We start from the raw sequence: 13,415 nt of genomic DNA, 5'->3' as shown, positions 1-13,415 counted from the left end.
TTGGGGCTGCGGTGGGATTTGAGTATTTTTGCCAAGATGAATGGCCAAGGGCAGTCAAGGTTTTGCCATCGTCAGAACGGCACGTCGTCCACTTCTGCTGCGGGAATGACGAAGCGGGCGACGAGTTTTTTGGGGCCTGCGTGTTCGAAATCGACATCGAGCTTGTCGCCTTCGATGTCGGTGACTTTGCCATAGCCGAATTTCTGGTGGAACACCCGGTCACCGATGGTGAAGGCGGAAATCGCCTCGGCGTCGATGGTGACGTGGCGCTGCTCCTTTGGCTGCTGCACCGGGCGGTTGGACTGGCCCGCCTGCAAGCGCCGCCAGCCGGGGGAGTTGTAGACATCGGCTTTTGACACCCGCTCCTCCAGCCCGGAGCCGAAGCCGACAGGGGCGGCCGCGCCATAGCCGCCGCCGTAAAGGCCGGGCGGGGTGAGCACCTCGACATGATCCGACGGCAGCTCGTCGATGAAGCGCGAGGGCAACTGGCTTTGCCACTGGCCATAGACCCGGCGGTTGGAGGCGAAGGAGATGGTGCAGATGCGTTCGGCCCGGGTGATGCCGACATAGGCCAAGCGGCGCTCTTCCTCGATGCCCTTCAGGCCGGATTCGTCCATGCTGCGCTGGCTGGGGAACAGGCCGTCTTCCCACCCGGGCAGGAAGACCACGGGAAATTCGAGGCCCTTGGCGGCATGCAGGGTCATGATCGAGATTTTCTCGGACGCCTCTTCGGTCTCATTGTCCATGATCAGGCTGACGTGTTCCAGAAAGCCTTGCAGATTGTCGAACTGTTCCAACGCCTTGACCAGTTCCTTGAGGTTGTCGAGCCGGCCCGGTGCCTCGGGTGTCTTGTCGTTTTGCCACATCGTGGTGTAGCCGGATTCGTCGAGGATCTGTTCGGCGAGGGCGATGTGGTTGTAATCGGGGTTCAGCGTGACCTGATGCCAGCGGTCGACGCCTTCGACAAACTGGCGCAGCTGGCCGCCGCCCTTGCCGCCGATGGTGGCCTTGGCCACCGCTTCACGCGCGCCGTCGAGCAGCGGCACGCCAGCGGCGCGGGCCATGCGCTGGATGTCGCCCTGCGCCTTGTCACCCAGACCGCGTTTGGGGGTGTTGATGATACGCTCGAACGCCAGATCATCCTCGGGCGAGACGGCGAGGCGGAAATAGGCCATGGCGTCCCTGATCTCCAGCCGCTCGTAGAATCGCGGGCCGCCGATGACGCGGTAGGGCAGACCGATGGTGAGGAAACGGTCCTCGAACGCGCGCATCTGGTGCGAGGCGCGGACCAGAATCGCCTGATGGTCGAGGCTGACCGGATCAAGGCCACGGGTGCCGCGCTGCAAGGCCTCGGCCTCTTCGCCGATCCAGCGCGCCTCTTCCTCGCCGTCCCAATGGCCGATCAGGCGGACCTTTTCGCCCGGCTCGCCGGCGGTCCACAGGGTTTTGCCCAAACGGCCCTTGTTGGCAGAGATGACGCCGGAGGCAGCGGCGAGGATGTGGGCGGTGGAGCGATAGTTCTGCTCCAGCTTGATTACGACAGCACCTGGGAAATCCTTTTCGAACCGCAGGATATTGCCGACCTCTGCCCCGCGCCAGCCGTAGATCGACTGATCGTCATCGCCGACGCAGCAGATGTTCTTGTGCGATTGCGCCAGGAGCCGCAGCCAGAGGTATTGGCAGACGTTGGTATCCTGATATTCATCGACCAGAATATAGCGGAACCAGCGCTGATACTGGCCCAGCACATCGGGGTGGGCCTGAAAGATGGTGACGCAATGCAGCAGAAGGTCGCCGAAATCGGTGGCGTTCAGGGTGCGCAGACGCTCCTGATAAGCGGCGTAAAGTTCGGTGCCCATGTTGTTGAAGCCCGACGCCTCGGCCGAGGGCACGTTCATCGGCGTCAGGGCGCGGTTTTTCCAGCCGTCGATCATCCCGGCCAACATGCGGGCGGGCCAGCGTTTTTCATCAATATCCGCCGCCGCGATCAACTGTTTCAGCAGTCGCAGCTGATCATCGGTATCGAGAATGGTGAAATTCGGCTTCAGCCCCGCCAGCTCGGCGTGGCGGCGCAGGATCTTTACCGACAGCGAGTGAAAGGTGCCCATCCACGGCATGCCCTCGGCCACTTGCCCCAGCAGGCGACCGACACGTTCCTTCATCTCGCGCGCGGCCTTGTTGGTGAAGGTCACCGACAGGATCTCATTCGGGCGGGCGCGCTGGGTGTTCAGAAGATGCACGATGCGGCTGGTCAGCGCCTTGGTCTTGCCGGTGCCTGCGCCAGCCAGCATCAGAACCGGGCCATCCAGCGCCTCAACCGCGGCGCGCTGCGCCGGGTTCAGGTCATCAAGGTAGGGCGCAGGCCGTGCGGCCATGGCACGTTGCGAAAGCGGCACGTGTTGCGGTGCGGCGGCGGCCTCGAAGGCGTCGTTTTCATCCCAATCGGTCATGCGCCATTTATACGCCGGATTGGCGGGATGAAAAGCGTCTGTTCGTGACTTGTTCACATTTTCGCTGCGGAAAGGCGGGATTTCGCAGGTGCAAACATCTGCCTGCATATTTCGCAAACTTTGCAGTCCGGGACCAGAGCGCCCTTGCGCTGCAGTGCGGCACCAATAGAGTGAGGCGGAATGACGCGCCTGTGCCGCGCGGTTGCCACGTCTTTGAGGAGTAGACCATGCCCGAGTTCAGCAAGATTCTTGTCGCCAACCGGGGCGAGATCGCGATCCGCGTGATGCGCGCCGCAAATGAGATGGGCAAGAAAACCGTGGCGGTGTTTGCCGAAGAGGACAAGCTGTCGCTGCACCGCTTCAAGGCGGATGAGGCGTACCGGATCGGTGAGGGCCTGTCGCCGGTGGGGGCTTACCTGTCGATCCCGGAAATCATCCGGGTGGCCAAGATGTGCGGCGCGGATGCAATCCACCCCGGCTATGGACTGCTGTCGGAGAACCCCGATTTTGTCGAGGCCTGCGATCAGGCGGGGATCACCTTTATCGGGCCCCGCGCCGAGACGATGCGGGCGCTTGGCGACAAGGCAAGCGCACGGCGGGTGGCGATCGAGGCCGGGGTGCCGGTTATCCCTGCGACCGAGGTGCTGGGCGAGGATATGGCGGCGATCAAGGCCGAAGCAAAGGCGGTGGGCTATCCCTTGATGCTCAAGGCCAGTTGGGGCGGCGGCGGGCGCGGGATGCGGCCGATCCTGTCGGAAGACGAGCTGGAGGCCAAGGTGCGCGAAGGCCGGCGCGAGGCCGAGGCGGCGTTTGGCAATGGCGAGGGCTATCTGGAAAAGATGATCCAGCGCGCGCGCCACGTCGAGGTGCAGATCCTGGGCGACAAGCATGGCCAGATCTATCACCTGTGGGAGCGTGACTGCACCGTCCAGCGCCGCAACCAGAAGGTGGTGGAGCGCGCCCCTGCCCCCTATCTGACCGAAGCGCAGCGCGCCGAAGTCTGCGAGATGGGCCGCAAGATCTGTGCCCATGTGAATTATGAATGCGCGGGAACCGTCGAGTTCCTGATGGATATGGATGATGAGAAATTCTATTTCATCGAAGTGAACCCGCGTGTGCAGGTCGAGCATACGGTGACCGAAGAGGTGACCGGCATCGACATCGTGCAGGCGCAGATCCTGATTGCCGAGGGCAAGCCCCTGGCAGAGGCGACCGGGGTCGCATCGCAGGACGGTGTGAAGCTGAACGGTCATGCGCTGCAATGCCGGGTGACGACCGAAGACCCGCTGAACAATTTCATCCCCGATTACGGGCGGTTGACCGCCTATCGCTCGGCCACCGGCAATGGCATCCGTCTGGATGGCGGCACCGCCTATGCCGGGGGGGTGATCACGCGGTATTACGACTCGCTGCTGGTCAAGGTGACGGCGCATGCGCAGACGCCGGAAAAGGCGATCGCTCGCATGGACCGGGCCTTGCGTGAGTTTCGGATCCGCGGTGTGGCGACGAATATCGAGTTTGTCATCAACCTGTTGAAGCATCCGACCTTTCTGGATGACAGCTATACCACCAAGTTCATCGACACGACGCCCGACCTGTTTGCCTTTCGCAAGCGGCGCGACCGGGCGACCAAGATCCTGACCTATATCGCCGATATCACCGTGAACGGGCACCCCGAGACCGTGGGCCGCGCCAAGCCGCATGCCGAGGCCAAGGCCCCCAGAGCGCCGAAGGTGCGCGCGGAACCGGCGATGGGCACCCGCAACCTGCTGGAGCAAAAGGGCCCGCAGGCGGTGGCGGACTGGCTGCGCGCGCAGAAAAAGGTGCTGATCACCGACACCACCATGCGCGACGGGCACCAGTCGCTTCTGGCCACCCGGATGCGGTCGATCGACATGATCAAGGTGGCCCCCGCCTATGCCGCCCATCTGCCGCAGCTCTTTAGTGTGGAATGCTGGGGCGGGGCGACGTTTGACGTGGCCTACCGTTTCTTGCAGGAATGCCCTTGGCAGCGGCTGCGCGATCTGCGCGCCCAGATGCCCAACCTGATGACGCAGATGCTGCTGCGGGCCAGCAATGGCGTGGGCTACACCAATTATCCCGACAATGTGGTGCAGGCGTTTGTGAAACAGGCGGCCGAGACCGGGGTCGATGTGTTCCGCGTGTTCGATTCGCTGAACTGGGTCGAGAATATGCGCGTGGCGATGGATGCGGTGCTGGAGTCGAACAAGGTTTGCGAAGGCACGATCTGCTACACTGGCGACCTGCTGGACCCGGCCCGCGCGAAATATGATCTGAAATATTATGTCGAACGCGCGCTGGAGCTGAAGGGGGCTGGCGCGCATATCCTGGGCCTCAAGGATATGGCGGGGCTGTTGAAACCGGCGGCGGCGCGGGTGCTGATCAAGACGCTGAAGCAGGAGGTGGGCCTGCCGGTGCACTTCCACACCCACGACACCTCGGGTGCTGCGGCAGCGACGGTGTTTGCCGCCTGTGAGGCGGGCGTGGATGCGGTGGATGCGGCGATGGATGCGTTTTCGGGCGGCACCTCGCAGCCCTGCCTCGGCTCGATTGTCGAGGCGCTGCGCCATACCGAGCGCGATACCGGCCTCGATATCGCCGCGATCCGCGAGATTTCCAACTATTGGGAGCAGGTCCGCGCGCAATACACCGCGTTCGAATCGGGCACCCCTGCCCCGGCGTCGGAGGTCTATCTGCACGAAATGCCCGGCGGCCAGTTTACCAACCTCAAAGCGCAGGCGCGGTCCCTGGGGCTGGAAGAGCGCTGGCCCGAGGTGGCGCAGGCCTATGCCGATGCCAACCAGATGTTCGGTGACATTGTGAAAGTGACGCCATCGTCGAAAGTGGTGGGCGACATGGCGCTGATCATGGTGGCGCAGGGACTAAGCCGGGCACAGGTCGAAGACCCGGGCGTGGAACTGGCGTTTCCTGACTCGGTGGTGGATATGCTCAAGGGCAATCTGGGGCAACCGCATGGCGGCTGGCCGGAGGGTATTCTGAAAAAGGTGCTCAAAGGCGAGGCCCCGCTGACAGAGCGGCCCGGCAAAACGCTGCCAGCGGTCGATCTGAACGAGGTGCGCGCCAAACTGTCGCAAGAGCTGCATCTGGGGCAGGAAGAGGCCGATGGCGAGATGCTGGATGAGGAAGACCTGAACGGATACCTGATGTATCCCAAGGTGTTCATGGAGTATCGCGCCCGCCACCGGCTGTATGGCCCGGTGCGGATTCTGCCGACGCGGACGTTCTTTTACGGCATGACCTCGGGCGAGGAGATCACCGCCGAGATCGACCCCGGCAAAACGCTGGAAATCCGGCTGCAGGCGGTGGGCGATGTGTCGGAAGATGGCGACGTAAAGGTGTTCTTCGAGCTGAACGGCCAGCCCCGGGTGATCCGGGTGCCCAACCGTGCGGTCAAGGCGAAAACCGCCGCCCGGCCCAAGGCGGCCGAGGGCAACGCCGCCCATATCGGCGCGCCGATGCCGGGGTCGGTGGCCAGCATTGCCGTCACCGTGGGGCAGAAGGTGCGGGCTGGCGATCTGCTCCTGACCATCGAGGCGATGAAGATGGAAACCGGGCTGCACGCCGACCGCGAGGCGGTGGTCAAGGCGCTGCATGTGCAGCCGGGCAGCCAGATCGACGCCAAGGATCTGCTGATCGAGCTGGAATAACCCTTGCATTCCAGAAGCTTGAAGGCCCCGGCATGATGCCGGGGCCTTTTTTCATTGGGCCTTTGCGGGTCTTTGCGAAAAATGCGACGGGGCGTGCATTTTCCTCTTGCAGGCATCCGCGCCATCCCCTAAATCACCGCTTACCGAAACGGTGCGGGCGTAGCTCAGGGGTAGAGCATAACCTTGCCAAGGTTAGGGTCGGGCGTTCGAATCGCCTCGCCCGCTCCATTTCGGTCTGAAAACGGGCAGCTTCGGCTGCCCTTTTTCATTTCTGCCCCCTCGCATTCTGCGCGCGCTATTCCGGTTTGTGCATCACCAGAACGGCGGCAAGGGCAAGGCTGACGCCAAGCCCGTCGCGCAGGCCAAAGCTTTCACGGAACACGAATACCCCCAACAGGGTCAGCAGGATCAATGTCGCGGTGGAATAAAGCACCGCCACCATGGCAAGGCTGTGGGTCTGCATCAGCGCATACCAGGCAATCGCCGGGGCGCCATAGCACAGCGCGCCTATGGCGAACTGTGCCGAGCGCAGACCTTGCGGCGACAGGGTTGCCAGCTTGATCAGGTAATCGCCTGATATCGTCAGCACGGTCGCAAGCGCGAGCCAGAGCAGAGTGGTCATGAGAACCTCTGAAAATACGGGTGAAAAACAGTCGGTTTGCCGCGAAACAGATCAAAGGGTGCTGGCCGTCCCGAAATCCGTCAAGGCTGGCAATCCCTACCTGCGCAGGGCGATGCGGGGGATTTGCGGGCTGTCCGCAGACATGAAAAAACCGCCCGGAGGCGGTTTTCTCGGTTGTCGGTCCCCATCTGGAAAGATGGTGGGTGACCCTGGAATCGAACCAGGCGTGGGTCTCCCCGGCGGAGTTACAGTCCGCTGCCGCACCTTGCAGCTCGTCACCCGACGGGGGCGGAATACCCAAGGGGCCGGGGGGCGTCAAGCACCGAATGCAATGGCTGGCCAAGAGTTTCGGCTTGCGCATCCCCCCTGCCCCGCCGCATTCTGCAAAGCCAGAAACAATGGGCTGCATGATGAAGACCGGAACCACCAAACCGACATGGGTGATCGACAAGGAACGCGGCAAGCGCGCCGATGCGAAGGAGACCGTATGGCTGTTCGGCCTGCATGCGGTGCGCGATGCGCTGGTCAATCCGGCCCGCGAAAAGCTGCGGCTGGTGCTGACCAAGAACGCGCTCGACAAGCTGGAAGAGGCAGTGGCGCAATCGGGGATCGAGCCCGAGATTGCCGACCCGCGCAAATTTGACGTGCCGATTGACGACGGCTCGGTGCATCAGGGCGCGGCGATGGAGGTGCGGCCGCTGAACTGGGGCAAGCTGGCCGATGTGGCGATTTCGGGCGCGGGTGCGCCGCTGGTCGTGCTGCTGGACCGGGTGACCGATCCGCATAACGTGGGCGCGGTGCTGCGCAGCGCCGAGGTGTTCGGCGCGCGGGCGGTGATCGCACCGCGCCACCATTCGGCACCAGAGACCGGCGCGCTGGCCAAGACCGCCAGCGGCGCGTTGGAGCGCCAGCCCTATCTGCGGGTCGGCAATCTGTCGGATGCGATGCAGGAATTGCGCGACATGGGCTATATCCTGATCGGGCTGGAGGGCGAGGCCGAACACACGCTGGAGGGCGCGCTCGATCTGGCCAACAAGCGCCCGATCGCGCTGGTGATGGGGGCCGAGGGGCCGGGCCTGCGCGAGAAAACCCGGGAGACCTGCGATTATCTGGCGCGAATCCCCTATACCGGCGCCTTTGGCAGCCTGAACGTGTCCAACGCCGCTGCGGTGTCGCTGTATGCCGCCAGCCAGCGGGTGGTTCACAAAAGCGCGACATGAGCTTTAAGGGCGCCTTAAAGTTCTTATCTCCATATGACGAGTTGCGGGTTGGAACTCCCGTTTCTCATTCACTGTCCCTCGTTCCACGACTGGGCGCCCGGGTTCATCCCCGTGGCGCCTTTTTCTTTTTCCGGCTTTCCTGACAGGTGACCCCATGACCGCTGCCGAAGATGCCCGCCTTGCCGATATCCTGACCCGCAGCCGCACCATCGCGCTGGTCGGCTGGTCCCCCAAACCCGAGCGGCCCAGCCACCGGGTGGCGGCCTATCTCGCGCGGCAGGGCTACCGGGTGATTCCGGTCAATCCCGGTCAGGCCGGGCAAGTGGCGCTGGGCGAGGTGGTGCGCGCCAGCCTGTCCGAGATCGAGGGGCATGTCGACATGGTCGACATCTTCCGCCGCTCCGAAGAGGCGGGCGCGGTGGTGGATGAGGCGCTGGCGCGGTTTCCCGAGCTGGTCTGTGTCTGGATGCAGCTGGGGGTCGAGGATGAGGGCGCGGCAGCGCGCGCCCGCGCACGCGGCGTGCAGGTGGTGATGAACCGCTGCCCGGCGATAGAGATCCCGCGTCTGGGTCTGTAGCCGCAGCCCCGGCTTTGGCGGCGCAAGATGAGTATTTAGGCCAAGATGAATGAAAAGAGGATTGCTTGCCCTTTCATCTTGGCAAAAATACTCACTCTCCTGTCATGTCCGCCGCGCTGCCTTTTCAGAAAGGCCCGACACCCCCTCGCGCCGGTCGAGTTCGGCCAGCACATCCGCCAGCGGCACGTCGCGGGCGGTGAGCATGACCAAGAGGTGGTAGAGCACATCTGCCGCCTCGGATGTCAGTTTTGCCCGGTCGTCTTTGACCGCCTCGATGATCGCCTCGATCGCCTCTTCGCCGAATTTCTCGGCGCATTTTTCGGGGCCTTTGGCCAGCAGCTTGGCGGTCCAGCTGGACTCGGGGTCGGCCCCCTTGCGGGCGGCGATGGTGGCGGCGAGGCGGTCGAGGGTATGGGGCACGGCGGGGTTGGTCATGTCAGCCTCACGGGGATGCCGGCAGCGGCCATATGGGCCTTGGCCTGACCGATGGTAAAGGTGCCGAAGTGGAAGATGCTTGCCGCCAGCACGGCAGAGGCGTGGCCTTCGGTCACCCCCTCGACCAGATGGTCGAGCGTGCCGACGCCGCCGGAGGCGATCACCGGGATGCTGACGGCATCGGCGATGGCGCGGGTGAGCGGCAGGTTGTAGCCACCCTTGGTGCCGTCGCGGTCCATCGAGGTGAGCAGGATCTCCCCCGCCCCCTTGGCCGCGACGGTGCGGGCAAACTCCACCGCGTCGATGCCGGTGGGTTTGCGGCCGCCATGGGTGAAAATCTCCCATTTGCCGGGAGCCACGGTCTTGGCGTCGATGGCGACCACGATGCACTGGCTGCCGAAGCGGTCTGCCGCCTCGGCCACCACATCGGGGTTGGCGACGGCGGCGGAATTGAAGCTGACCTTGTCGGCCCCGGCCAGCAGCAGTGCGCGCACATCGTGATGCGTGCGCACGCCGCCACCGACGGTCAGCGGCATGAAGCACTGCTCGGCGGTGCGGGTGACCAGATCGAACATGGTGCCGCGATTTTCGTGCGTGGCGTGGATGTCGAGAAAGGTCAGCTCATCCGCGCCCGCCGCATCATAGGCGCGCGCGGCCGCGACGGGATCGCCCGCGTCGATCAGGTTGACGAAGTTCACGCCCTTGACCACGCGGCCATCGGCGACATCAAGGCAGGGGATGATGCGGATTTTCAGCATATGCGGACCCTAGCGCGTGTGGTTGGGCGGGGAAAGGGGGGCGCTGCCCCCGGAGTATTTTGAAAGCAGCAATCAGGATTTCAGGGCTTTGAGGGCGGTGGCGAGGTCGATGGCCCCGTCGTAGAGCGCGCGGCCCGAGATCGCCCCGGCGATGACGCCCGTGGCCTTCAGCGCCGCAAGGTCGGCCATCGACGAGACGCCGCCGCTGGCGATGACCGGGATCGAGACCGCGCGCGCCAGAGCCTCGGTGGCAGGAATGTTGGGGCCCTGCATCGCGCCGTCGCGGTCGATGTCGGTGTAGATCAGGGCGGCGACGCCGGCATCTTCAAAGCTGCGGGCAAGGTCGGTGGCCTGCACCTCGGTCTCGGTCGCCCAGCCTTTGGTGGCGACAAAGCCCTTGCGGGCGTCGATGCCGACGGCCACCTGACCGGGAAAGGCGCGGGCGGCCTCTTTCACCAGATCGGGGTTTTCCACCGCCACGGTACCGAGGATGACGCGGGCGAGGCCCTTTGACAGCCACATCTCGATCGTGGCCATGTCGCGGATGCCGCCGCCAAGCTGCGCGGGCACGGTGATGCGGGCCAGAATCGCCTCGACCGCCGACGCGTTGACCGGCTGGCCTGCGAATGCGCCGTTGAGGTCGACAAGGTGGAGCCAGTCGCAACCTGCCGCCTGAAACCTGGCGGCCTGTTCGGCGGGGTCGTCGCCGAAGACGGTGGCGGCGGACATCTCGCCGCGCAGCAGGCGGACGCATTGGCCGTCTTTCAGATCAATCGCGGGATAGAGGATCATGGCGCACCCTTTCTGGCTTTGCCCCCCTTTGGCATGGCAGGCGCGCGATGCCAAGAGCCGCGCGACCCCACGTCATGCTTGCAAGGGTGGGGGTGGATTGCGGATGCTTTGAACAGCTTCAGGGAGGAGCCCGGAATGAACAGATTCGCGAAACGGGTGGCACTGGCTGCCGCCGTTATTTTCACCGCTTCCACCGCCTTTGCCGATCCGGCAGTCGGCATCTGGAAGACCAAGCCGGATGACAACGGCAATTTTGGCCATGTGCAGGTGCAGACCTGCGGCGCTGCCGTCTGTGGCACGCTGGTCAAGGCCTTTGACGGGTCGGGCAAGGAGATCAAATCCGACAATGTCGGCAAGCGGATCATCTGGGATATGCAAGCCAAGGGCGGCGGCGCCTACGCCGATGGCAAGGTCTGGTCGCCGGATCGCAACAAGACCTACAACGCCAAGATGGTGTTGCAGGGCAATGGTCTGGCGATTTCCGGCTGCGTGTTGGGGATCTGCCGCGACGGCGGCACCTGGAGCCGGGTGAAGTAACAGGCATCGGGCTTGGAACAGAAGCGCGCGGCCCGGCGGAGGGCCGCGCGCTTTTTGCTGTGCGGGAATGGCGGAGCCGGGTTTGCCGGCGCGGCGGTCAGCCGAACACCGACCAGCCGGTGGCGCGGGCAAGATGCTCCATCGCTTCGGCCCCGAGTTTGGAATTGCCCTGCGCGTTGAGGCCGGGCGACCAGACCGCGATGCTGGCACGCCCCGGGGCAATGGCGAGGATGCCGCCGCCGACCCCGGATTTTCCCGGCAGACCAACACGATAGGCGAAATCGCCCGAGGCGTCGTAATGGCCGCAGGTCAGCATCAGCGCGTTGATCCGGCGGATGCGGGACGGCGACACCGGGCGCGGGCAACCGGGCAGCCCTGCCAGAAAGCGCCCGGCGCGGGCGAGTTGCAGGCAGGACATTTCCACCGCGCATTGGTGGCAATAGGTGCCGATGGTCAGCGCTGTGGGGTTTTGCAGATTGCCATGCGCGGCCATGAATTCGGCGAGGGCCGTGTTGCGGTGCGCATGGGCGAGCTCAGAGGCGGCCACGGCTTTGTCGATGTGGATGTCATCATCCTCGGCCGCCATGCGCAGAAAGCGCAGCAGTTCGGCCAGCACGTCGCGGGGTTGCAGGCCCTGCAGGATGGCATCGGTGACGGCGATGGCCCCGGCGTTGATGAAGGGATTGCGCGGAATACCCCGGTCATGTTCGAGCGAGACGATGGAGTTGAAGGCAGCACCCGAGGGTTCGCGCCCGACGCGGGCCCAGAGCGCATCGCCAAGCCGGCCAAGCGCGATGGCGAGGGTAAAGACCTTGGAGATCGACTGGATCGAGAACGGGGTGGCGGCGTCGCCCGCGCTCAGCTGTTGGCCATCCGGCAGACACAGCGCGATGCCGAACTGATCGGGGCTGACGCGGCCCAGTTCGGGGATATAGGTGGCCGGCTGGCCCCGGTCGGTCGCTGCCGCCATCGAATGTGCGATTTCGTCAAGGATTGACTGAAGATCAGCCGGGTTTACGGCTTCCATTGCAGGAAATTGGCAATAAGGCGCAGGCCGGTGGCTTGCGATTTTTCCGGGTGAAACTGGGTGCCGACCATGGTGCCACGCCCGATGATGGCGGTGACATCGCCTGCGTAATCGACATGTGCCAGCCGATGCGCCGGATCGGTGACGCGGAAGTGATAGGAGTGGACGAAATAGGCGTGATCGCCGGTCTCGATCCCCGCCAGCACCGGATGGGGGTTGTCGATCACCAGATCGTTCCAGCCCATATGCGGGACTTTCAGGCCCGGATCGGCGGGAGTGATTTTCACCACCTCGCCCGGCACCCAGTCAAAGCCGGGGGTGTCGCTATATTCGCGGCCCCAGCTCGCCATCATCTGCATGCCGACGCAGATGCCGAGGAAGGGCCGGGCCTTGAGGGTCACCGCCTCTTCAATCGCCTCGAACAAGCCGCCGACATCGCCAAGCGCGCGGCGGCAGGCCGGGAAAGCGCCGTCACCGGGCAACACGATGCGGTCGGCGCGTGCCACATCTTCGGGGCGCGAGGTCACGAGGATCTCGCCACCGCCGGTCTCTGCCGCCATGCGCTGGAACGCCTTTTCGGCGGAGTGCAGGTTGCCGCTATCGTAATCGACGAGGACGGTGAGCATGATCCTGGGCCCTTGCGCCCGGCGGGACTGTGGGAGCCTCCGGCGGGGATATTTGAAGACAGAAAATGGGTTAGAGCGCGCCCTTGGTAGAGGGCAGCTGGCCCGCCATGCGCGGATCGGGTTCGACCGCCATGCGCAGGGCGCGGGCGACGGATTTGAACGCGGCCTCGGCTATGTGGTGGCTGTTCAGCCCGTGAATGCGGTCGACATGCAGGGTGATGCCGCCATGGGTGGAGAACCCTTGGAAGAATTCACGCACCAGTTCGGTGTCAAAGGTGCCGATCTTTTGGGTCGGAAAATCGACGTTCCAGACCAGGAACGGACGCGCCGACAAATCAAGCGCGCAGGAGATCTGGGTGTCATCCATGGCGAGGGCGAAGTGGCCGTAGCGGCGGATGCCGGTCTTGTCGCCAAGCGCGCGGGTCAGGGCCTGACCCAGCGCGATGCCACAATCCTCGACCGAGTGGTGGTCGTCGATGTGCAGGTCGCCCTTGGCGCGCAGGGTGATGTCGATCAGCGAATGCCGCGCAAGCTGGTCGAGCATGTGGTCGAAAAACCCGACGCCGGTGTCCACGTCATAAGTGCCGGTGCCGTCGAGGTTGATCGAGACGGTGATCTCGGTCTCGGCGGTGGTGCGGGTGATTTCGGCGGTGCGCATCGGCGTGGCCTCACGTTTGGGTTC

The 13,415-nt window shown here is 64.3% G+C and carries 12 protein-coding genes and 2 tRNA genes; 5 read left to right on the top strand and 9 right to left on the bottom strand.

Going from position 1 to position 13,415, the window contains the following annotated elements:
- Positions 1 to 71: 71 nt before the first annotated feature.
- Entirely contained in the window at positions 72 to 2,450 is a 2,379-nt protein-coding gene (locus J2X53_RS03590) for a UvrD-helicase domain-containing protein (protein WP_349036080.1), read from the bottom strand.
- Positions 2,451 to 2,677: 227 nt separating this feature from the next.
- On the opposite strand from J2X53_RS03590, the gene J2X53_RS03585 reads away from it, so the two are divergent.
- The gene (locus tag J2X53_RS03585; protein ID WP_349036079.1) at positions 2,678 to 6,139 is read left to right on the top strand and encodes a pyruvate carboxylase; all 3,462 of its coding nucleotides are present in this window, start codon (positions 2,678 to 2,680) and stop codon (positions 6,137 to 6,139) included.
- 153 nt (positions 6,140 to 6,292) lie between these two features.
- Positions 6,293 to 6,367, top strand: a tRNA-Gly gene (locus J2X53_RS03580).
- A gap of 67 nt (positions 6,368 to 6,434) precedes the next feature.
- Here the strand turns inward: J2X53_RS03580 and J2X53_RS03575 are convergent.
- Positions 6,435 to 6,761 (bottom strand): hypothetical protein, encoded by a 327-nt coding sequence (locus J2X53_RS03575; RefSeq protein WP_349036078.1) that lies wholly within the window; start codon positions 6,759 to 6,761, stop codon positions 6,435 to 6,437.
- A gap of 197 nt (positions 6,762 to 6,958) precedes the next feature.
- A tRNA-Tyr gene (locus tag J2X53_RS03570) sits at positions 6,959 to 7,042 on the bottom strand.
- A gap of 129 nt (positions 7,043 to 7,171) precedes the next feature.
- Here J2X53_RS03570 and rlmB point away from each other — a divergent pair.
- Together rlmB and J2X53_RS03560 are read left to right on the top strand one after the other, a co-directional pair.
- On the top strand, positions 7,172 to 7,981 hold the full coding sequence (gene rlmB, locus J2X53_RS03565) for a 23S rRNA (guanosine(2251)-2'-O)-methyltransferase RlmB (protein ID WP_118153347.1): 810 nt from the start codon (positions 7,172 to 7,174) through the stop codon (positions 7,979 to 7,981).
- Positions 7,982 to 8,135: 154 nt separating this feature from the next.
- The gene (locus J2X53_RS03560) at positions 8,136 to 8,558 is read left to right on the top strand and encodes a CoA-binding protein (RefSeq protein WP_349036077.1); all 423 of its coding nucleotides are present in this window, start codon (positions 8,136 to 8,138) and stop codon (positions 8,556 to 8,558) included.
- Positions 8,559 to 8,660: 102 nt separating this feature from the next.
- Here the strand turns inward: J2X53_RS03560 and J2X53_RS03555 are convergent, their stop codons facing one another.
- The 3 genes from J2X53_RS03555 to hisA all read right to left on the bottom strand — a co-directional run bounded on the left by J2X53_RS03555 (position 8,661) and on the right by hisA (position 10,543).
- The gene (locus J2X53_RS03555) at positions 8,661 to 8,993 is read right to left on the bottom strand and encodes a phosphoribosyl-ATP diphosphatase (RefSeq protein ID WP_349036076.1); all 333 of its coding nucleotides are present in this window, start codon (positions 8,991 to 8,993) and stop codon (positions 8,661 to 8,663) included.
- The gene (hisF, locus tag J2X53_RS03550) at positions 8,990 to 9,751 is read right to left on the bottom strand and encodes an imidazole glycerol phosphate synthase subunit HisF (RefSeq protein WP_349036075.1); all 762 of its coding nucleotides are present in this window, start codon (positions 9,749 to 9,751) and stop codon (positions 8,990 to 8,992) included. The genes J2X53_RS03555 and hisF overlap by 4 nt, the downstream gene beginning before the upstream one ends.
- A 72-nt stretch (positions 9,752 to 9,823) precedes the next feature.
- Positions 9,824 to 10,543, bottom strand: a complete 720-nt coding sequence (gene hisA / locus J2X53_RS03545; protein ID WP_349036074.1) for a 1-(5-phosphoribosyl)-5-[(5-phosphoribosylamino)methylideneamino]imidazole-4-carboxamide isomerase — start codon at positions 10,541 to 10,543, stop codon at positions 9,824 to 9,826.
- A gap of 135 nt (positions 10,544 to 10,678) precedes the next feature.
- Between hisA and J2X53_RS03540 the strand changes: the two genes are divergently transcribed.
- Positions 10,679 to 11,080 (top strand): DUF2147 domain-containing protein, encoded by a 402-nt coding sequence (locus tag J2X53_RS03540; protein WP_349036073.1) that lies wholly within the window; start codon positions 10,679 to 10,681, stop codon positions 11,078 to 11,080.
- 97 nt (positions 11,081 to 11,177) lie between these two features.
- Here the strand turns inward: J2X53_RS03540 and J2X53_RS03535 are convergent, their stop codons facing one another.
- The 3 genes from J2X53_RS03535 to hisB all read right to left on the bottom strand — a co-directional run bounded on the left by J2X53_RS03535 (position 11,178) and on the right by hisB (position 13,391).
- Entirely contained in the window at positions 11,178 to 12,107 is a 930-nt protein-coding gene (locus tag J2X53_RS03535) for a glutaminase (RefSeq protein ID WP_349036072.1), read from the bottom strand.
- The gene (gene hisH / locus J2X53_RS03530) at positions 12,095 to 12,733 is read right to left on the bottom strand and encodes an imidazole glycerol phosphate synthase subunit HisH (RefSeq protein WP_349036071.1); all 639 of its coding nucleotides are present in this window, start codon (positions 12,731 to 12,733) and stop codon (positions 12,095 to 12,097) included. Before hisH ends, J2X53_RS03535 begins: the two co-directional genes overlap by 13 nt.
- Positions 12,734 to 12,803: 70 nt before the next feature.
- Positions 12,804 to 13,391, bottom strand: coding sequence for an imidazoleglycerol-phosphate dehydratase HisB (hisB, locus tag J2X53_RS03525; protein ID WP_349036070.1), 588 nt, complete (start codon positions 13,389 to 13,391; stop codon positions 12,804 to 12,806).
- Positions 13,392 to 13,415 lie beyond the last annotated feature (24 nt).

Origin of the sequence: Pseudotabrizicola sp. 4114 (genome assembly GCF_031457365.1) — a bacterium.
Taxonomy (GTDB): Bacteria; Pseudomonadota; Alphaproteobacteria; order Rhodobacterales; family Rhodobacteraceae; genus Pseudotabrizicola.
Note: the sequence above shows the minus strand (reverse complement) of the source record. Positions and strands in the feature narration are given on the sequence as shown.